The following is a 19327-nucleotide window of genomic DNA, read 5'->3' as shown; positions in this document are numbered from 1 at the left end:
GGATAGAGTAAAGCCTCCCCCGCCCCCTGACGGACGGAGACCTGTGCTGCCGGTCCTGCTGCTCACCTTCGCGCTCGCGCTCGCCGCGCCGGCGCTGGTCGCCCGGCTGGGACGGCAGGCGTTCTGGGTGCTCTCCATCGGTCCTGCTGCGGCCGCGGCCTACGCCCTGGCCAGCACGGGTCGCGTCCAGGCGGGCGACTTCCCCGTCTCGAGCACGCCGTGGGTCCCCGGCCTCGATCTCTCGATCGACCTGCGGCTCGACACGCTGTCGTGGCTGATGCTCGTCGTCGTCGGCGGTGTCGGAGCCCTCGTGCTCGTGTACTGCTCGGCGTACTTCTCCCGGGACGCGGAGGGCACCGGCCGGTTCGCCGCCGTCCTGACGGCCTTCGCCGGCGCGATGATCGGCGTCGTCACGGCGGACGACCTGCTGCTCCTGTTCATCTTCTGGGAGCTGACCACGGTCTTCTCCTACCTGCTGATCGGGCACTACGCGGACCGCAAAGCCTCCCGCCGGGCCGCCATGCAGGCGATCGTCATCACGACGGCGGGCGGGCTGGCGATGCTGGTCGGCCTCATCGTGCTCGGGGTCGCCGCGGACACCTGGCGCATCTCGGAGGTGGTGGCGAATCCACCCACCGGTGCCCCCGCCGTCGTCGCCATCGTGTGCCTGCTGGCGGGCGCCGCAACCAAAGCAGCACTCATCCCGTTCCACTTCTGGCTGCCGGCCGCGATGGCCGCCCCCACACCGGTCTCCGCCTACCTGCACGCCGCGGCGATGGTCAAGGCCGGCGTCTACCTGGTGGCCCGGTTCGCCCCCGCCTTCGCCGACGCGGCCGTCTGGCGCTGGCTCGTCCTCTTCCTGGGTGGTGGCACGCTGCTGCTCGGTGGCTACCGGGCGCTGCGCCAGCACGACCTCAAGCTCATCCTGGCCTTCGGAACCGTCTCGCAGCTCGGGCTGATCGTGCTGCTGGTCGGCATGGAGAGCCGCGCGCTCGCGCTCGCCGGGCTCGCGATGCTGGGCGCGCACGCGATGTTCAAAGGCGCACTGTTCCTCGTGGCCGGCGCGGTGGACGTGGCCGCGGGCACCCGGGACATGCGCAAGCTCTCCGGTCTGTGGCGCTCGATGCCGGTGGCGGCCACGGCTGCCGCGCTCGCCACCGCCTCGATGATCGGCCTGCCGCCGTTCGCGGGTTTCGTGGCGAAGGAGGCGGCGCTCGAAGGGCTCTGGCACGACGCGACGCACGGCGGTGGCGCGTACATGGTGACGGCACTGGTCGCCGTCGTCGTCGGATCCGGGCTGACGGTCGCCTACAGCCTGCGGTTCCTGTGGGGCGCGTTCGCGACGAAGCGGGCCGCCGACGGCGCGGAGCACGAGCCGACGCCGGTGCACCGCCGCTCGTGGATGCTTGTCCTGCCCCCTCTCACGCTCGGCCTGCTCGGGCTCCTCGCCGGGCTCGCCCCTGCGCTGGGCGAGCGGCTGCTCGGCCCTTACGCCGACGAGTATCCCGCGGGCGAGCCCGGACACCTCGTCCTCTGGGCCGGGCTGACACCGGCGCTCGGGCTGTCGGCCCTGGTGCTCGCCGGTGGCGGCGTGCTGTTCTGGCAGCGGCAGCGGATCGAGCGCCTGCAGGACCGCATCTGGTCGCCGCGGGCGGCCGACCTGGTGTACCGCCGGACGATGCGCCGCCTGGACGACCTCGCGGCCGACGTCACCGGTGCGACGCAGCGCGGCTCCCTGCCGGTCTACCTGGGCATCATCCTCGTGGTGCTGGCGCTGGCGCCGGGAGCGGTGATCGCGTCCGGCCTGCTGCTCGGAACCACCGTGGAGCCCAGGGCGATCGGCTGGGACCAGCCCGCGCAGGCTGTCGTCGTGGTGGTGGTCGTGATCGCGGCGATCCTCGCCACCCGCGCACGACGGCGGCTCAAGGCCGTCGTGATGGTCGGTGTGGCGGGCTACGCCAACGCCGGGCTGTTCCTCCTGCACGGCGCGCCGGACCTGGCGCTGACCCAGGTGCTGACCGAGACCGTGACCCTCGTCGTCCTGGTGCTGGTCCTGCGCCGGATGCCGTCGTACTTCTCCGACCGTCCCCTGCCGGCCAGCCGCTGGGTGCGCCTCGCCCTCGCCATCACCACCGGCGCGGTCATGATGGCCTTGACGTTCACCGCTCCGCTGGCGCGGGTCGCCGACCCGATCAGCGTGGACTTCCCCGAGGAGGCCGTGGAGTACGGCGGCGGGAACAACATCGTCAACGTGACGCTGGTCGACATCCGGTCGTGGGACACCGTCGGGGAGATCTCCGTGATCCTCGTCGCGGCCACGGGCGTCGCCTCGATGGTCTTCCTGCGGCAGCGCAGCGGGGAGATGCTGCGGCTGTCGCAGGTGGACGGCGACGCCACGGACGAGCAGACCCGAGATGTGTGGATCGCGGCCGGACGCACCCTGGACCCCGAGCGGCGCTCGGTGATGTTCGAGGTGGTCACCCGCCTCATCTTCCACGCCATGGTCGTGGTGGGGCTGTTCCTGCTGTTCAGCGGGCACAACTACCCCGGCGGAGGATTCGCTGCCGGCCTGATGGTGGGCATCGCGCTGACCGTGCGCTACCTGGCGGGCGGCAGGTACGAGCTGGGTGAGGCGCTGCCCCTGCAGCCCGGCCTGCTGCTCGGCACCGGCCTCTTCCTCTCCGCGGGGGTCGGTCTCGCCGCGCTGCTGACGGGCAACGAAGTCCTGCAGAGCGTCATCATCGACCTGCACGTCCCCGTCCTGGGCACGGTGCACCTGGTGACGTCGCTCTTCTTCGACATCGGTGTGATGCTCGTGGTCGTCGGCCTGGTCCTCGACCTGCTGCGCACGCTGGGCGCCGAGATCGACCGCCAGAGCGAGGCCCCCGCCCGGCCCGGCGCACGCACCGAGGTGGCCTCATGATCGTCCTGGAGAACACCCCGTCCCTCGTGCTCGTCCTCGCCGTCGGGGTGCTGTTCGGCGCCGGCGTCTATCTGCTGCTGGAACGGCCGCTCACCCGGGTGCTGCTCGGCATCATCCTGCTGAGCAACGGCGCCAACCTCATGCTTCTCGTGGCCGGCGGCCGCGCCGGTGCCTCGCCCATCGTGGGCAACGCGCCGCCGACCGTCCGGATGAGCGACCCGCTCGCGCAGGCGATGATCCTCACGGCGATCGTCATCACGCTCGCCCTGTCGGCCTTCATCCTGGCGATGGCGTACCGCTCGTGGCAGCTCCACGGCCACGACGAGGTCGCTGACGACGTGGAGGACCGGCGGGTGGCGCGCCAGGCGGCCGTCAACGAGCCGGCGTTCGTCGACACCGACGCGGCGGAGACGGGCGAGACGCTCGACGAGGAGGCCGCCGGGCTCTACGACGAGGTCGTGGAGCGCGCCGAGCGGGAACGTGTCGAGCGCGAACGTGGCGACGGCGACGAGCCGGAGCCCGGGGAGGGACCGCGATGATCGACACCGCAACACTGTGGTCCGTCCACACCCTCGTCCCCCTGCCCGTGCTGGTGCCGCTCTTCGCCGCCGGCCTGACGCTCGCCCTGCACCGGTACGCCAACGTCCAGCGGATCGTCAGCGTCGCGGCGCTGTCCGTCACGACGGCGGCATCGGCGGCACTGATCTGGGCTGCTGACAACGGCCCGGTGGTGGTCGACGTCGGTGGCTGGGCGGCGCCCGTCGGTATCGCGCTGGTGGCGGACAGGTTGTCCGCCCTCATGGTCACGGTGAGCGGCGTGATGCTGCTGTGCGTGCTGCTCTACTCGCTCGGGCAGGGCATCGCGGAGGGGGAGGACGAGCCGTCCGGGGACGGTCGCGTGGGCGGCACCATCCCGGTCGCGATCTTCCACCCGACCTACCTGGTGCTCGCCGCCGGCGTCGCCAACGCGTTCCTGACCGGCGACCTGTTCAACCTCTACGTCGGTTTCGAGATCCTGCTCGCGGCGTCGTCGGTGCTGCTGACGCTCGGTGGCACCGCCGAACGGGTCCGCGCGGGATCGGTGTACATCGTCGTGACGGTCATGTCGTCACTGCTCTTCCTCACGGCGATCGCGCTGATCTACGGCGCGACGGGCACCGTGAACATGGCGCAGCTCGCCGAGCGCCTGCCCGAGATCGACCCCACGGTGCGGGTCGCGCTGCAGGTGCTGCTGCTCCTGGCGTTCGGCATCAAGGCGGCGATCTTCCCGTTGGCCGCCTGGCTCCCGGACTCCTACCCGACGGCGCCCGCACCGGTGACGGCGGTCTTCGCCGGCCTGCTGACCAAGGTGGGCGTCTACGCGATCCTACGGACCCAGACGTTGCTGTTTCCAAGCAGTGCTGCCGTCGACCAGGTGCTGATGGCCCTGGCGCTGGCCACGATGCTGATAGGCATCCTCGGTGCCGTCGCGCAGAACGACGTGAAACGGCTGCTGTCGTTCACCCTGGTCAGTCACATCGGGTTCATGATCTTCGGTGTCGCCCTCGCCTCCGAGGCGGGCACCGCGGCCGCGATCTTCTACGTCGTGCACCACATCTCTGTCCAGACGGCGTTGTTCCTCGTGGTCGGCCTCGTCGAGTGGCGGGGCGGGTCCACGTCGCTGGACCGGCTGGGTGGTCTCGCCCGGCTCGCCCCCGTCCTGGCGATCCTGTTCTTCGTCCCGGCGATGAACCTCGCGGGCATCCCGCCGTTCTCCGGGTTCCTCGGCAAGGTCGGGCTGATCACCGAGGGCGTGCGGGACGGGTCCGGCCTCGCGTGGGCGCTGGTCTTGGGCTCGGTCGCCACGTCGCTGCTGACGCTCTACGCCGTGGTGAAGGCGTGGAACAAGGCGTTCTGGCAGGATGCGCCGTCCGACATCGTCCGCGACCGCGCCCTGCCCCGAGGGCTGGTGCTGCCGACGGGCGCCCTCGTCGCCTTCGGCCTCGCGCTGACCGTGGTCGCCGGGCCGCTCTACGGGTACGCGGAGCGGGCCGCACGAACCTCGATGGACGGCTTCACCTATGTCAACGCCGTGTACCCGGGCGGTGCGGAGCGTGGCCAGGGCGAGTCGGTGGAGGTCTCCGAGGAGGACGAGGGCTCATGACCGATGAACGGCGCCGTCGCACCCGTGCCGTGCGGCGCAGGCTGAAGAACCCGATCACGCAGTGGCCGGCCGTGGCGATGCTCGCCGCCGTCTGGGTGCTGCTCTGGGGCGACCTCTCCTGGGCCAACGTCATCGCGGGCACCGCGCTCGGTGTCGTGGTGGTGATCGCCTTCCCCCTGCCGCCGGTCCCTGCCGACGCGCACTTCCGGGTCCTGCCGTTCTGCCGCCTCGCGCTGCGGTTCGTCGCCGACCTCGTCGTCGCGTCGCTCCAGATCGCCTGGACGGCGCTGCGTCCCGGACCGGGTCCGGAGGGCGCCATCGTCCGGGTGCAGCTGCGCAACCCGGACGACGTCCTCCTCACGCTCACGGCGATCCTGGCCACCCTGGTGCCCGGGTCGCTCGCGGTGGAGGCCAGCCGGCGGACGGGCCGAGTGTTCGTGCACGTGCTGGACATCGACAGCTCGGGCGGGCCGGAGGGCGTACGACGCAACGTCCAGCAGCTCGAGGAGCGCGTGCTGCGCGCCTTCGCCGCTGACGCCGTCCTCGAGCGGACCGGGCTCGCCAAGCGGTCGGCGGACCAGCGAGAGGTGGGAAGCTGATGATCGTGGTCGTCGTGATCGCGGCGGTGCTGGTCACCTGCGCCGCCCTGATGGCGCTGGTACGCGTGGAGCGTGGCCCCACCATGCTCGACCGGGCGCTCGGGCTGGACCTGTTCACGGCGAGCCTGGTGTGCGCGATCGCCATCGAGGCGGTCTGGTCGCGCCGCACCGAGACGGTGCCGATCCTGCTGGCGTTCTCCCTGGTGGGATTCGTCGGCTCGGTGGTCATCTCCCGGTTCGGCGCCCGTGCGGCACAGGCTGACCGGTCCGCCTGGGACCCGCCGCCCGAGGCCGGTGCGCCTCGCGAGACCGGCCCGGCCGACGAGGAGGGGCGCTCATGACCGAGGTCGACGCCAGCACGTGGACGACGATCATGGACGTCGTGGCGGCGCTGTGCCTCCTGGTCGGCGCCTTCCTGACGTTCGCAGCCGGCGTCGGCGTCCTGCGGTTCCCGACGTTGCTCGACCGGATGCACGTCGTGACCAAGCCGCAGGTGCTCGGGCTGCTCCTGCTCCTCCTGGCCCTCGCCCTGCGGGTGCGCAGCTGGTCGGCGGTCTCCATGCTCGTGCTGGTGGCGGTGTTCCAGCTGGCGACGGCACCGGTCGCGGCCCACCTGCTCAGCCGCGCGGGATTCCGCACGGGCAAGGTGGACGAGGCGGCGCTCTACCCGAACGAGATGCCCGAAGAGGCCGACGACGACCCGTACGACGACGAAGACGACGCCGACGAAGACGACGAAGACGACGACGCGTACGACGACGACCACGCGGACGGTCCCGCCCGGCGGCCCCAGGAGAGCTGACCGCTGAGCCGCACCTGGACCGCTGGGCGATCAGGCCGCGGCGCGTTCGCGGGCGAGCAGCGCCTCCTTGATAAGCAGTCCGTAGCGGAAGCCGCCGAGCGTGCCGTCGCTGCGCAGCACCCGGTGGCACGGGACGAACAGCGCGGCGGCGTTGCGGGCGCACGCCCCGGCGGCGGCGCGCACGGCTGCGGGCCGTCCCGCCCGGTCGGCGTACTCGGTGTAGGTGAGCGGGGCGCCGGCGGGCACGGTGCGCAGCACCTCCCACGCGTGCTGGCGGAAGGGGCCGGAGCGTTGCCGCACGGGCACCTGCCCGACGGCGGTCGGGTCGCCGGTGTAGTAGGCACGCACCGCCGTGGCGGGGCCCGCCACCTCAGGGGCCGACTCGGCCACGGCGGGGACGTCCGCGCCGCCCGGCAGCAGGCCGGGGTGGATCAGCGCGAGCAGTGACGCGACGTCGTCGGTCCAGCCGGAGGCGAGCACGACGCCGTCGTCGGCGACGATCGTGAACGGGCCGTCGGGCGTGTCGAGGGTGGTCGAGGCGGTCATGCGAGGGTCCTTCCGATCGGGGCGGCGGCACGCCAGACGTGCCGGGCGGCGTAGGAGCGCCAGGGCGCCCAGGAGTCGGCGCGCTCGGCGAGCGCGCGGTGGTCGTCGGGCAGCCCGAGGGCGCGGGCGCCGGCCCGCAGCGCCACGTCGCCGGTGAGCCAGGTGTCGGGATGTCCCAGCACGCGTAGCGCGACGTACCCGGACGTCCAGGGGCCGATCCCGGGGCGGGTCTCCAGGTCGGTGCGCAGGGTGGCGGCGTCGGCGCCGACGCCGACGTCGAGTGTGCCGTCGGCCAGCGCGCGGGCGGTGGCGGTGACCGTCTGCCGTTGGCGGGTGGGCAGCGCGAGGTGGGTGCCGTCGTCGTCGGCGACCTGTCCCGCCGTGGGGAACAGCCGCGTCAGGCCGGCGAACCCGGAGTCGTACGGCGTGCCGGCCGCCGCGGCGAGACGGCCGAGGTGGGTGCGGGCGGCCGCGACGGAGATCTGCTGGCCGACGATGGCGCGCACCACCAGCTCGTGCGGGTCGGCGGCTCCCGGGACGCGGGTGCCCGGCGTCGCGGCGACGCTCGCGGCGAGCGCGGGGTCGGCGCCGAGTGCGGTGTCCACGGCGACCGGGTCGGCGTCGAGGTCGAGCAGGCGCCGCACGCGGGCGACGGCGGTGGCGACGTCCTGCAGGGACGCGAGCTCAAGGCGCAGCGCCACCCGTCCGGGGCCGACGGCGGCGCCGGCGCTCACGTGCACGGCTCCCGGTCCGTGGGGGAGCAGGAGCGTGCGGGCGTAGGTGACCTCGGGGCCGTCGGTCGTGGCGGTCTCGACGCCCTCGACGGCGCGCGCCCCCAGGTAGGCGACGGTCCCGGCGGCGTCGAAGGGTTCCCGCACGGGCAGCGTGACGTGCAGGCGCACGCGGTCGGCGGTCTCCGGTGCGGTCCGGGCGGACGCGAGGGCGGCGCCGGCGCGACGCGCCCGGAGCTCCGTGGGCGTGGTCGCGAAGATCTCCCGGACGGTGTCGTTGAGCTGGCGGATGCTGCCGAACCCGGCGGCGAACGCCACGTCCGCGACGGGAAGGTCGGTGCTGGTCAGCAGCGTGCGGGCGGTCTGCGCGCGGTGCGCCCGGGCGAGGGTGAGGGGTGCGGCGCCGAGATCCTCCCGCAGCACCCGGGACACGTGCCGAGGGCTGTACCCGAGGCGCGCGGCCAGGCCGTCGACGCCTTCGCGGTCCACGACGCCGTCGGCGACGAGCCGCATGGCGCGGCCCGCGAGGTCACCGCGCAGGTCCCAGGCCGGGGTGCCGGGCGTGGCCTCCGGCAGGCAGCGCTTGCAGGCGCGGTACCCGGCGCCGTGCGCGGCGGCGCTCGTGAGGTAGAAGGAGACGTTCTCGGGGCGCGGCGTGCGGGCCGGGCAGGAGGGGCGGCAGTAGATGCCCGTGGTGTGCACGGCGGTGAAGAACTGGCCGTCGAACCGGACGTCGCGTGCGGCGATCGCTCGGTAGCGCTCGGCGAACACCGGGTCCGGTGCGGTCTGGATGGTCACGAGACCCATCCTCGCGCGTGGCAGCGGCGCAGGGCTAGCGGGAATCGGACATGACGGCGAGCCGCGCTCAGACGGACGCGTCGAGCCAGTCGACGACGGCGCCCAGGAACTCGTCGCGGGCCGGAGCGGGGGAGAGCGCCAGGTCGTGGGCGCCGCTGCGGATCGTCATATGGCTGACGTCGTCGCCGAGCGCCGGTGCGACCGACCGCATGTGCTCCACGTCCAGCACGCTGTCGGTCGTCAGGTGCTCGTCGCGGCTGGACCGGTCGGAGGCGAGCACCAGCACCGGGACCTCCAGGTCCAGGCCGCGGGCGAGCCGCCGCTGGGACCGCAGCACGGAGCGCAGCCACGCCGCCCGCACGGCGAAGGGTTCGTGCCACTTCCAGGCGGGGTCGAACTCCCACTCGCCGCCGTGCGCCGCGTGCAGGGCGCGGGCGTAGTCCGCGACCAGGTGGCTCACGACGGTCCGGGGCGCCACGGGAGCGACCGTCTCCACCATCGCCGTCGCCGCCCACCGCGTGAGGCGGGGCTTGTTGAGCCGGAACCACGGGCTGTTGAGCACCAGGGCGTCCGCTCGGCCGGGCCGGGCGGCGGCCCACAGCGGGGCGACCAGACCGCCCGTGGAGTGGCCGAGCACGACGAGCCGCTCGTGCCCCGCCTCCCGCACGGCGGCGGCGGCCGCGTCCAGGTCCTGGGCGTAGACGGCGATGTCCGGCACCTGGTTCGGGTCGCGGCCCGCCGCCGCGTGGGCGTCCCAGGAGCGTCCGTGCCCGCGCAGGTCCACGGCGTAGAACGCGTACCCTCCGGCGGCGAGCGCGCGGGCCACGTGCGGGTGGAAGAAGTAGTCCACGAACCCGTGCACCGCCAGCACGGCCACCCGCGCCGGGTGACCCCCGGGTGCCACCGAGAGCGTGTACCGCACGAGGGTGGCCTCGGCGCCGTCGGGCAGCGACAGCGTGCGCGCCTCGAAACCGTCGCCCAGCAGGTCGGGGTGCCAGGCGGCCGGTTCCGGGGTTGCTGCGGTCGGGCCGGTTGCGGGCATCATCCGGCCGAGCCTACTCAGCGCGGCGGGTCAGGGCGCTCGCCCGGCTCGCCCGGCTCCTCCGGTGCGCCGCGGGGAGCCTGCGGCGGCTCGGAGGCCGGGTGCGGCGGCTCCGCCGGCGGCTGCGGGGAAGCGACCGGCGGCTGTGCCGGCGTGGCCACGGGCGGCTGGCTGAGCGGCGAACCGGGCTGGGGCGGCGTGCCGCCGGGCATGTACGGGTTCGGCGCCTGCGCCCCGCCGGGCGGGACGGTCCCGGCCGGCGCGGTCCCGGCCGGCGCGGTGCCGGGGCGGCGGTTGTTGCGCACGACGAGGACCGCGACGAGTGCGATCACGGCCAGACCCACGACGACGCCCACGATCCACCACGGGAACCCGGAGCCGAACCCTCCGCCGGCCTCGCCGCGGGCGAAGATCTCGGTGCTCTCGCCCATCGCGGGACGCCACTCGACCGTGCTGCCGTCGACGGTGCCGTTCGTGTCGGTGATCTCGCCCGGGAACGTGACGGCCAGCCGGACGTCGAAGCTCTCCGCGACGCCGCCCGGCAGGGACTCGAGCTGCCCGGTGTCGTCGGTCATGTCCATGGTGCCCTGGATGACGTACTCGTCGCCCTCGCGGGTGATGGACAGCTCCTCGGTGCCGGCGCCGGAGAGCTCGTCGATCGGCATGTCGCTGAAGGTCATCGTGGTGCCGGTGTACTCGCCGTCCGCGTACGGCTCCTGGGTCGCACCCTCCGGCAGGTCGCTGGCGATCTCGCCGCCGGCCTGGTCCCAGAGCTCCTGCGGGTCCATGCCCATGGTGCTGGCGAGCTCGTCGGAGAAGGCCATGGTCAGTGAGCCCGAGACGGTGTCGTCGTCCGACAGGGTCATGTCCATGTCGACCTTCATGCAGCCGGCGAGGGCGAACAGCCCGACGGCGGCGAGCAGGGCGACGACGGCGGTGCGGAGGCGGCCTCGGCCTCGGGTGGGTGTCTGCACCCGTCCAGCATCGCCCACGGGAGCGGCGGTGGCACGCGCTGGCGGCAGATCGTCCCGGGGGCGTCCCGGCGTGATGCACCACAGGGTTGAGTGGATTAGACTCAACTTTGCGGTGGTTGATCTCGGCAGCACCCAGGAGCGGACACGGAGGATCCATGGACACCAAGTTCACGACGATGTCGCAGCAGGCCATCGGCGACGCCGTGCAGTCGGCGTCGGCGGCGGGCAACCCCCAGCTCGAGCCCGCCCACCTGCTCGCGGCGCTGCTGCAGCAGTCCGGCGGGGTCGCCGTCGGCCTCCTCGAAGCAGTCGGCGCCAACCCGCAGCAGATCGGCCAGAAGGCGCGCGCCGCGCTCGTGGCCCTGCCCACCGTGAGCGGCGAGGGCGTCGCCCAGCCCGCGCCGTCGCGGTCGATGCAGTCCGTCCTGACCACCTCCGCGCAGGAGGCCGAGGCGCTCGGCGACGAGTACGTCTCGACCGAGCACCTGCTCATCGCCCTCGCCGCCGGGCAGTCCTCGGCCGCGCAGGCGCTGACGGCGTCCGGCGCGACCGCCGACGCCCTGCGCGCCGCACTTCCCGCCGTCCGCGGCTCCGCGCGGGTCACCAGCCCGAACCCCGAGGGGACCTACAAGGCCCTGGAGCAGTACGGCACCGACCTCACCGAGCGCGCCCGCGACGGCAAGCTCGACCCGGTCATCGGCCGGGACGCCGAGATCCGGCGCGTGGTGCAGGTGCTGTCCCGCCGCACCAAGAACAACCCTGTGCTGATCGGTGACCCGGGCGTCGGCAAGACGGCCGTCGTCGAGGGTCTCGCCCAGCGCATCGTCGCCGGCGACGTGCCGACGTCGCTGCAGGGCAAGCGCCTCGTCGCGCTCGACCTGGTCGGCATGGTCGCCGGCGCGAAGTACCGCGGCGAGTTCGAGGAGCGGCTCAAGGCCGTCCTGGAGGAGATCGCCTCGTCCGACGGCGAGGTCGTCACCTTCATCGACGAGCTGCACACCGTCGTGGGTGCCGGCGCCGGCGGGGAGGGCGCCATGGACGCGGGCAACATGCTCAAGCCCATGCTCGCCCGCGGCGAGCTGCGGATGGTCGGCGCCACCACGCTGGACGAGTTCCGCGAGCACATCGAGACCGATCCCGCCCTGGAGCGGCGCTTCCAGCAGGTGTTCGTCGGCGAGCCCTCGGTGGAGGACACCGTGGCGATCCTGCGCGGGCTCAAGGAGCGGTACGAGGCCCACCACAAGGTGACCATCGCCGACTCCGCGCTCGTCGCGGCCGCCACCCTGTCCGACCGGTACGTCTCCGGCCGCCAGCTCCCCGACAAGGCCATCGACCTCGTCGACGAGGCCGCCTCCCGGCTGCGCATGGAGCTCGACTCCTCGCCCGTCGAGATCGACGAGCTCCAGCGTGCCGTCACCCGCCTCGAGATGGAGGAGGTGGTGCTCTCCGAGGCCGACAACTCGGCCGACGCCACCTCGCAGGAGCGTCTCGAACGGCTCCGGTCCGACCTCGCCGACAAGCGCGAGCAGCTCGCCGCGCTGACCGCCCGCTGGGAGGCGGAGAAGGCCGGTCACAACCGCGTGGGTGACCTGCGCGCCCGGCTCGACGAGCTCCGCGTGGAGGCCGAGCGCAAGCTTCGCGAGGGCGACCTCGAGGGTGCGGCGCGCGTCCAGTACGGCGAGATCCCCGCCGTCGAGCGCGAGCTCGCCGAGGCCGAGCAGGCCGAAGCCTCCGTGTCCGCGGCCGAGGACGTCGCCCAGGAGACCCCGATGATCGCGGACAAGGTCGGCGCCGACGAGATCGCCGAGGTCGTCGCGGCCTGGACGGGCATCCCCGCCGGCCGGATGCTGCAGGGCGAGCAGGAGAAGCTGCTGGCCATGGAGGACGTCATCGGCGAGCGGCTCATCGGGCAGCGCAGCGCCGTCCGCACGGTGTCCGACGCCGTCCGGCGCTCGCGAGCGGGAGTCGCCGACCCCGACCGGCCGACGGGCTCGTTCCTGTTCCTCGGCCCCACCGGCGTGGGCAAGACGGAGCTCGCGAAGTCGCTCGCGGACTTCCTGTTCGACGACGAACGGGCGATGGTCCGTATCGACATGTCCGAGTACGGCGAGAAGCACTCGGTCGCGCGCCTGGTCGGTGCTCCTCCGGGATACGTCGGCTACGAGGAGGGTGGCCAGCTCACCGAGGCCGTGCGCCGTCGGCCCTACTCCGTGGTGCTCCTCGACGAGGTCGAGAAGGCCCACCCCGAGGTCTTCGACGTGCTCCTCCAGGTGCTCGACGACGGTCGCCTGACCGATGGTCAGGGACGCACGGTCGACTTCCGCAACACCATCCTGGTGCTGACGTCGAACCTGGGCTCGCAGTTCCTCGTGGACCCAACCCTGGACGACGCCACGAAGCGGGAGAGCGTCCTGACGACGGTGCGCGCGTCGTTCAAGCCCGAGTTCCTCAACCGGTTGGACGACGTCGTCGTGTTCGACGCGCTGTCGATCACCGAGCTGGGACGGATCGTCGAGCTGCAGGTCGCGTCCTTCGCCGCACGGCTCGCGGACCGTCGCATCACCCTGACGGTGACGGACGCGGCGCGCGAATGGCTCGCGCTCGAGGGGTTCGACCCGGCGTACGGCGCCCGCCCGCTGCGGCGTCTGGTGCAGCGCGAGATCGGCGACCGGCTCGCCCGGCTCCTGCTCTCTGGGGACGTGGCCGACGGCGACGTCGTCGTGGTCGACCGCGACCCGGAGGGCGGGGGCCTCACCGTGGCCCCCGAGGTGCTCAACGCCTGACGGAGCCGGCGAGCCCGTGCTCGAACGCCCACACGACGAGCTGGACGCGGTCGCGGGTGCCCGTCTTGGTCATGGCGCGGCCCAGGTGCGACTTCACGGTGCTGGGCTCGAGGAACAGCGCGGCGGCGATCTCCGCGTTGGACGAGCCCTGGCACAGCAGGGTCACGATCTCGTGCTCGCGCGGGGTCAGGAGGGCGGCCGCGCCGTCGTCGCGGGCGGCCGGCGCCCGGCGACGGGCGAACTCGTCGAGGACCCGGCGCGTGAGCGAGGAGTCCACCAGGCCGTCGCCGGACGCCACCCGCCGGACGGCGTCGACCAGCACGTCCGGGTCGGCGTCCTTGAGGAGGAACCCGCTGGCGCCGGCCTCCAGCGCGCCGAACACGTAGTCGTCCAGGTCGAACGTGCTCACCACGAGCACGGGGACCGGGTCGGCGACGCCGGGGCCCGCCAGCTCCCGCGTCGCGGTGATGCCGTCCCCGCCGGGCATGCGCACGTCCATGCAGACGACGTCGGGGCGCAGCGCGCGCACGACCTGGACGGCCTGCGTGCCGCTCGATGCCTCGCCGACGACGTCGATCCCCTCGCTGCCGAGGATGACGGCGAACCCTGCGCGGACGACGCTCTGGTCGTCCACCAGCACGACGCGGGTCATGAGGCCTCCTGCGTGACGACGGCGCGGGGGACCGTCAGCCGCACCCGCCAGGCGCCGTCCGGCGTGGCGCCCGCCTCCAGGGTCCCGCCGACGAGCACGGCGCGCTCCGACATGCCGATGAGGCCGTGCCCCGGTGGCGCGGCACGGGAGCTCCTGCCGTCGGCCGCCGTGCGCGACGCGCCGCCGGGCACGGTCACCCGGTTGCGGACGGTGAGCACGAGCTCGGCCGGCCGGTGGTCGAGCACGACGGTGACGGGCTGCCCGGGGGCGTGGCGACGGGCGTTCGCGAGGGACTCCTGCAGCACCCGGTAGACGGTGCGCTGGGTGTGGGGCGGGACGTCCCGCTCCTCGCCGCGGGTCTCGTGGTGGACGTCGGCGCCCGTGGAGCGGGCGAGCGCGAACAGCTGCGGCACGTCGGCGAGGGTCGGCTGCGGCGCGTCCCCGTCGTTGCCGTCCCGGCCGTCCGGTCGGTCCCCGGACCGCAGGAGGCCGACGACGAGCCGCAGGTCGTCCAGGGTGGAGCGCCCCTGGGTGCGGATCCAGCGCAGGGACTCCCGGGCGCGGTCCGGGTCGGTGCCGACGAGGCGTTCCGCCGCGGCGGCCTGGACGACGATCCCGGACAGGTGGTGCGCGGCGATGTCGTGCAGCTCGCGCGCCATGCGGTTGCGCTCCTCGAGCACCGCGCGGGAGGCCAGGGCCTCCCGTTCGCGCTCCGCCTGCTCGGCACGTCCGCGCAGCTGGGTCTCGAGCTCCCGGCGGGTGCCCACGTACACACCGATCAGCGTCGCGCCCACGTACGCCACCAGCGCCGAGAGGAGCCCGGTCCACAGCTGGGTCGCGGCCGTCCCGGTGGCGGGCAGGTGCTCGGGGACGGGCCCGGTGAGCACGAAGCCGAGGAGCGTCTGCACCACGGCCGCGCCGCCGGCCCACCCGAGCGCGACGTGTCGCCGGGCGTACGCGCCCACCGAGTAGGCCGCGACGAGCGTGGCCGGCGCCTGGAACGACATGATCGGGGACATGACGGCCACGAGGGCCACCTGCGCGCCCGCGACGAGCGCGAGGCACAGCAGCGGTGACCGCCGGCGCAGCGTCAGGAACATCGCCTGGGCGACGATCACGGCGACCACCGCGAACCGGCCGCGGCCCTCGATCTGCGCCGCGTCGGTGCCCTGGTCGACGAGCAGGACGACGACGTCGTCGAGCGCGATCTTCTCGACCACCAGGAAGAACGCGATGGTCAGCACGGCGACCACCGCTCCGAGGACGGCGTCGCGGCCGACGGGCGTGGTGGGGTCGGCGCGGAGACGCCGGCGCAGGGAGCCGATCACGCGAGCTGCCTCTCGTCCGTCGGGTGCTGGGGCCGAGACTACCGGCCGGAGATACCGGGCCCGCAGGCCGGGTGCCTCCGGACCGGGCGGTCTCAGAGGAGGTCGCGGCGGCGGAACGTCACCGCTCCGGAGCCGAGCACGACGGCGACCCACGCCGCGAGCCCGGCGAGGGCGGCCGCCACGCCGATCGTCTCGGTACCGCCGAGCATGCCGCCGGCGCCCTGGCCGGCCGAGGCGAGCGCCCCGATGGTCAGCGGCAGCCACGACATGGCCGACGACCCACCGGCGGACAGCAGCGCGACGATCGCCTGGACCATGGGTTCGACGAACGCGAGCGCCACCACGACGACGATCGCCGCGACCTGTCCGCGCACGAGGACGCCGATGCCGAGGCCGAGCCAGGTGAACGCCACGAGGACGCCCAGGCCGCGTGCCCAGATGCCGAGGATCTCATCGGCACCGACGGCCAGCTCGGCGCCCGGGGCGGTCAGCACGGCCGTCGCGAGGCCGAGGGCTGAGACGAGTGCGAGCGCGACGCCGATCACCAGCGCTGCGACCGCCGTCGCGGTCGCCTTGCCGAGCAGGATCCGGGTGCGGGAGGGCACCACGAGAGCGGTCGGGACGATGCCGCCCGTGCGGAAGTCGGTGGTGCCCGCCAGCGCACCCAGGATCAGCAGGCAGAGCGTCACGACACCGACGGAGCCGGTGCCCGAGGGGCCGTTGCCGAGCAGGTCGAGCATGCCGCGCTGGACCGTGGCGTCGCCGACGTCGGTCAGGGCGCCGAGCTCGGGCATCAGGTCCGCCGAGGGCCCGGCGGAACCGGTGGACGCCGCGAACGCGTCGAGGCCCTGGAGCACACGGGGCATCAGGATGGTCAGGGCCTGGACGAGCGCGGCGCCCGCGACGGCGACGATCCCGATGACCCAGGGAGAGCGGGTGGAACGGAGCTTGAGCATCTCGGCACGGAACATCAGCGCACTCCTGCGGTGGTGGCGGTCAGGTCGAGGTAGACGTCCTCGAGGGAGGAGTCCTGGACGAGCTCGTCGAGCGGGCCCGCGGTGATGACGCGGCCCTGGCCGACCACGACGACGTCGTCGGCCACCTGGGTGACCTCGGCGAGGACGTGGCTGGCGAGCAGGACGGCGCCACCGCCGTCGGCGAAGGACCTCAGCATCTCGCGCAGCCAGCGCATACCTGCGGGGTCGAGGCCGTTGGCGGGCTCGTCGAGGACGAGGATCCCGGGATCGCCGAGGAGTGCCGCGGCGAGGCCCAGACGTTGCCGCATGCCCAGCGAGTAGGTGCGGACGCGGCGGTCGGCGGCGGGCGTCATCCCGACGATCTCCAGGACGTCGTCGACCCGGCGGGCCGGTATCCCGCCGGCCAGGGCGAGGATGCGCAGGTGGTCGCGGCCGGTGCGTCCGGGGTGCAGACCCCCGGCGTCGAGGAGCGCGCCGACGGTCCGCGCGGGGTCGTCGAGGTCGCTGTGACGGCGGCCCTGGACGAGGGCCTCGCCGGCGGTGGGCGCGGCGAGGCCGAGCAGGACGTGCAGCGTCGTGGTCTTGCCCGCGCCGTTCGGGCCGAGCAGCCCGACGACGCGTCCGCTCTCGACCGTGAGGTCGACGCCCTGCACGGCGTCGAACGTTCCGTACGACTTGCGCAGGCCGGTGATCTGTATGGCGGGCACGTGTTCCCCTCTCGTGTGTCCGCGCCGGTGCGGTGCGGTGCCTCCAGACTGGCCGGGGCGACGCCGTCGTCGCTTCTGGCGGGAGGGGGAACGTGGGCTACGACTTTTGGTGGAGGCCTCGCGGCAGAACGGGCTGGGCCCGCACTCCGGGGGAGTGCGGGCCCAGCCTGACGTGCCGTCCGGACGGTTCAGATGCGGATGAACGTCGGGTTGTTCTGCCACATCTTGCGCTTCACGACGCCGACGCCGGGACGCGCCGACTCGATGATCCTGCCGTTGCCGGCGTAGATGGAGACGTGACCCGGGGTGTAGACGATGTCGCCGGGGCGGGCCTTGGACCGCGAGACCGCCTTGCCGGCCCGCTTCTGTGCGGACGTCGTGCGCGGCAGCTTCTTGCCGACCGCCTTCTTGTACACGTACGAGGTGAAGCCCGAGCAGTCGAACCCGGACGACGGGCTGGTGCCGCCGTAGGAGTAGCGGTGGCCGACGTAGCGGTTGGCCACCTTGACGACCTTGGCGCCGCGGCTCTGCTTCGCCTTGAGCGTGATGGTGCGGTGCTTCTTGACCTTGGCCAGCCCGGTCGACCTGGCGGGCACCACGGTCAGGCGGATCCGGTTCTTGCCCACGTCGTAGCGCTTCAGGAGCGGCTTCATGCGCACGATGCCGTTCTTGTTCAGCTTCTTGACGTTGACCTTCTTGCCGTCGACGAAGAGCCGGACGCGGCCCTTCACGGCGTCGCCGCCCTTCGTGACCTGCACGGTGAACTTGGGGCGGGTCTTGCCCTTGCCCTGCTTGGCGGTCTTGCGCGAGACCGACGCCTTGACGACGGGCTTCGACTTCTTGGCCGTGATGACGCCGTGGCCGGCGGTCGGCAGGTGTGTCGTCGAGACGGTCGCCGCGGTGGGCGAGGGCGCTGCCGACGCTTGCCCGGCTCCGGCGACGACGGTGCCGCCGGCGAGCGCGGCGGACAGGGCGATGGCGACGGTCGAGCGTCGCAGGCGCGGCATGCGCGCGGTGGTGGCGCCCTGCGGGCGCGCAGCACTGTGGTGCATTGACATGGCGACCTCTCCAGCCTGCGAGATGAGCTGTCGGATGAGGCCGAGAAGTGATGGCCCGCCGTCGTGAGACGGCTTAACCCCGAGGGCGGCACGAGTCCGCCCGAAGAACGTGGTTCTCCCGCTGCTGCCGTGGGTTCGGTGATGTCGGGCCGCCGGCAGCACTCGGCTTGCGGCCCGACCGTTCACCCCGGACATGGGGCGACCCGGGCACGCTAGCGGCGAGTTCCTCGCAGATCACAATCAGATAACGATGGGTTGTGGGGCCACTCGGGGAGAAGGTGTGAAGAAATGCGTCGGCGGGCGCATTCCTCCTCGATACGGCAAATCGCTCTATTTCTCGCCACACAGGGACGGATCGACGCCCGATATATCACGAGTGCCCGATGAGAGCGCCACCATCCGAGGGCTGCGGGGTACCGTTCTCGCAGGTCATGCCGAGACCTTCACAACTCGGGGCGAGGCGCGCCGATCTCGGCTCACTCGAGCAGGCTGCCCGTCCGGGGAGCGGGCCAGACGCCGACGCACAGACCTGCTCGGTCGCCCTCGGCCCACGACTCCTCGCTGGGAGTCCACAGCACCCAGGTCAGGTCGGCCACGTCGTCGGAGCCTCTCGCTCCCGCACCGAGCAGCTCCGGGGTGCACCCGCGTGCGGCACGCGCCACCACGACGTCGGTGCCCGGCCACACCTCGTCGGCCGCCGAGTCGTGCCGCCCCACCACCTGCGCCGTGTGCTCGTCCCGGCACGGGACCACCTCGACCGTGTCCACCGACGTCGAGCCCGGGATGTCGGCCACGCACGAGCCCAGCACGAGCTGGACCGCGTGAGCCGAGGTCGGCTCGACGACGTCGGCTGCCACCGGCTCCCACGCGCGGTCGTGCGCCCGGTTCGCCCACCACGAACCCCCCGCGGCCACCGCCACGACCAGCACCACCACGGCCAGCACCGAGAACACCCAGACCCGTGCCCGACGGCGGGCGGCGGCGCGGTCGGCCGGCGTCGGCCCGCCGGGAGCTCCCCAGCGCGCCCCGTACGCGGCCGGGTCCTCGGGCACGACCGGCTGGTGGACCGCCGCGGACCGGCCTGCCGGGGTGCCGCCGTCGGACCCGCGGTGCCCCGGGCCTGGCGTCCCCTCCGGGCCCGGCGTTCCCTCCGGGCCTGGCGTCCCGGCCGGCCCCGGGCCGGGCGAGACGAACAGCGGGTCCTCGGAGCGGTCGGGAACGTCGGTCATGGGAACAACCTAGAGCGTGTCGATCGATCTGCCGG

Annotated in this window: 17 protein-coding genes and 1 riboswitch; of the genes, 7 read left to right on the top strand and 10 right to left on the bottom strand. The window is 73.3% G+C overall.

The window, feature by feature from the left end; genetic code table 11:
• The first annotated feature begins 43 nt into the window (after window positions 1–43).
• From ACH5HR_RS05600 to mnhG, 6 genes are read left to right on the top strand one after another with little or no spacing between them, the layout of a single operon-like run.
• Window positions 44–2923, top strand: coding sequence for a Na+/H+ antiporter subunit A (locus tag ACH5HR_RS05600; protein ID WP_416476673.1), 2880 nt, complete (start codon window positions 44–46; stop codon window positions 2921–2923).
• Window positions 2920–3462: a Na(+)/H(+) antiporter subunit C gene (locus ACH5HR_RS05595; protein ID WP_416476672.1), complete on the top strand. Its 543-nt coding sequence runs from the start codon at window positions 2920–2922 to the stop codon at window positions 3460–3462. The genes ACH5HR_RS05600 and ACH5HR_RS05595 overlap by 4 nt, the downstream gene beginning before the upstream one ends.
• Window positions 3459–5066: a Na+/H+ antiporter subunit D gene (locus ACH5HR_RS05590; protein ID WP_416476671.1), complete on the top strand. Its 1608-nt coding sequence runs from the start codon at window positions 3459–3461 to the stop codon at window positions 5064–5066. Before ACH5HR_RS05595 ends, ACH5HR_RS05590 begins: the two co-directional genes overlap by 4 nt.
• The gene (locus ACH5HR_RS05585; protein ID WP_416476670.1) at window positions 5063–5665 is read left to right on the top strand and encodes a Na+/H+ antiporter subunit E; all 603 of its coding nucleotides are present in this window, start codon (window positions 5063–5065) and stop codon (window positions 5663–5665) included. Before ACH5HR_RS05590 ends, ACH5HR_RS05585 begins: the two co-directional genes overlap by 4 nt.
• Window positions 5665–6006 carry an MrpF/PhaF family protein gene (locus ACH5HR_RS05580; protein ID WP_416476669.1) on the top strand — a complete coding sequence of 114 codons (342 nt, stop codon included), beginning with the start codon at window positions 5665–5667 and terminating at the stop codon, window positions 6004–6006. The genes ACH5HR_RS05585 and ACH5HR_RS05580 overlap by 1 nt, the downstream gene beginning before the upstream one ends.
• A complete protein-coding gene (mnhG, locus tag ACH5HR_RS05575; RefSeq protein ID WP_416476668.1) occupies window positions 6003–6467 on the top strand; it encodes a monovalent cation/H(+) antiporter subunit G in 465 nt (154 codons plus the stop codon). Before ACH5HR_RS05580 ends, mnhG begins: the two co-directional genes overlap by 4 nt.
• Window positions 6468–6497: 30 nt before the next feature.
• Here mnhG and ACH5HR_RS05570 read toward each other — a convergent pair whose 3' ends face one another.
• The 4 genes from ACH5HR_RS05570 to ACH5HR_RS05555 all read right to left on the bottom strand — a co-directional run bounded on the left by ACH5HR_RS05570 (window position 6498) and on the right by ACH5HR_RS05555 (window position 10558).
• Window positions 6498–7013, bottom strand: coding sequence for a methylated-DNA--[protein]-cysteine S-methyltransferase (locus ACH5HR_RS05570; protein WP_402373463.1), 516 nt, complete (start codon window positions 7011–7013; stop codon window positions 6498–6500).
• On the bottom strand, window positions 7010–8542 hold the full coding sequence (locus tag ACH5HR_RS05565) for an AlkA N-terminal domain-containing protein (RefSeq protein ID WP_416476667.1): 1533 nt from the start codon (window positions 8540–8542) through the stop codon (window positions 7010–7012). The genes ACH5HR_RS05570 and ACH5HR_RS05565 overlap by 4 nt, the downstream gene beginning before the upstream one ends.
• A 67-nt stretch (window positions 8543–8609) precedes the next feature.
• Window positions 8610–9587 (bottom strand): alpha/beta hydrolase, encoded by a 978-nt coding sequence (locus tag ACH5HR_RS05560; protein ID WP_416476666.1) that lies wholly within the window; start codon window positions 9585–9587, stop codon window positions 8610–8612.
• Between the two features lie 14 nt (window positions 9588–9601).
• A complete protein-coding gene (locus ACH5HR_RS05555) occupies window positions 9602–10558 on the bottom strand; it encodes an LppM family (lipo)protein (RefSeq protein ID WP_416476665.1) in 957 nt (318 codons plus the stop codon).
• 155 nt (window positions 10559–10713) lie between these two features.
• Between ACH5HR_RS05555 and clpB the strand changes: the two genes are divergently transcribed.
• Entirely contained in the window at window positions 10714–13341 is a 2628-nt protein-coding gene (gene clpB / locus ACH5HR_RS05550; protein ID WP_416476664.1) for an ATP-dependent chaperone ClpB, read from the top strand.
• On the opposite strand, the gene ACH5HR_RS05545 is transcribed toward clpB, so the two are convergent.
• The 6 genes from ACH5HR_RS05545 to ACH5HR_RS05520 form a co-directional block, all read right to left on the bottom strand.
• Window positions 13331–13993: a response regulator transcription factor gene (locus tag ACH5HR_RS05545; RefSeq protein ID WP_402373476.1), complete on the bottom strand. Its 663-nt coding sequence runs from the start codon at window positions 13991–13993 to the stop codon at window positions 13331–13333. The two genes, clpB and ACH5HR_RS05545, sit on opposite strands and share 11 nt — an antisense overlap.
• Window positions 13990–15321, bottom strand: a complete 1332-nt coding sequence (locus tag ACH5HR_RS05540) for a sensor histidine kinase (RefSeq protein WP_416476663.1) — start codon at window positions 15319–15321, stop codon at window positions 13990–13992. Before ACH5HR_RS05540 ends, ACH5HR_RS05545 begins: the two co-directional genes overlap by 4 nt.
• A 92-nt stretch (window positions 15322–15413) precedes the next feature.
• Entirely contained in the window at window positions 15414–16292 is an 879-nt protein-coding gene (locus ACH5HR_RS05535) for a hypothetical protein (protein WP_402373480.1), read from the bottom strand.
• Window positions 16292–17005 carry an ABC transporter ATP-binding protein gene (locus ACH5HR_RS05530; RefSeq protein ID WP_416476662.1) on the bottom strand — a complete coding sequence of 238 codons (714 nt, stop codon included), beginning with the start codon at window positions 17003–17005 and terminating at the stop codon, window positions 16292–16294. Before ACH5HR_RS05530 ends, ACH5HR_RS05535 begins: the two co-directional genes overlap by 1 nt.
• A gap of 188 nt (window positions 17006–17193) precedes the next feature.
• Window positions 17194–18063 (bottom strand): C40 family peptidase, encoded by an 870-nt coding sequence (locus ACH5HR_RS05525; protein ID WP_416476661.1) that lies wholly within the window; start codon window positions 18061–18063, stop codon window positions 17194–17196.
• Between the two features lies 1 nt (window position 18064).
• Window positions 18065–18214: riboswitch (cyclic di-AMP (ydaO/yuaA leader) on the bottom strand.
• A gap of 325 nt (window positions 18215–18539) precedes the next feature.
• Window positions 18540–19292: a septum formation family protein gene (locus ACH5HR_RS05520; protein ID WP_416476660.1), complete on the bottom strand. Its 753-nt coding sequence runs from the start codon at window positions 19290–19292 to the stop codon at window positions 18540–18542.
• Window positions 19293–19327: the final 35 nt, after the last annotated feature.

The sequence above is a fragment of the Isoptericola maris genome (assembly GCF_048065335.1).
GTDB lineage: Bacteria > Actinomycetota > Actinomycetes > Actinomycetales > Cellulomonadaceae > Isoptericola > Isoptericola rhizosphaerae.
This window is presented reverse-complemented; position numbering and strand designations above follow the sequence as displayed.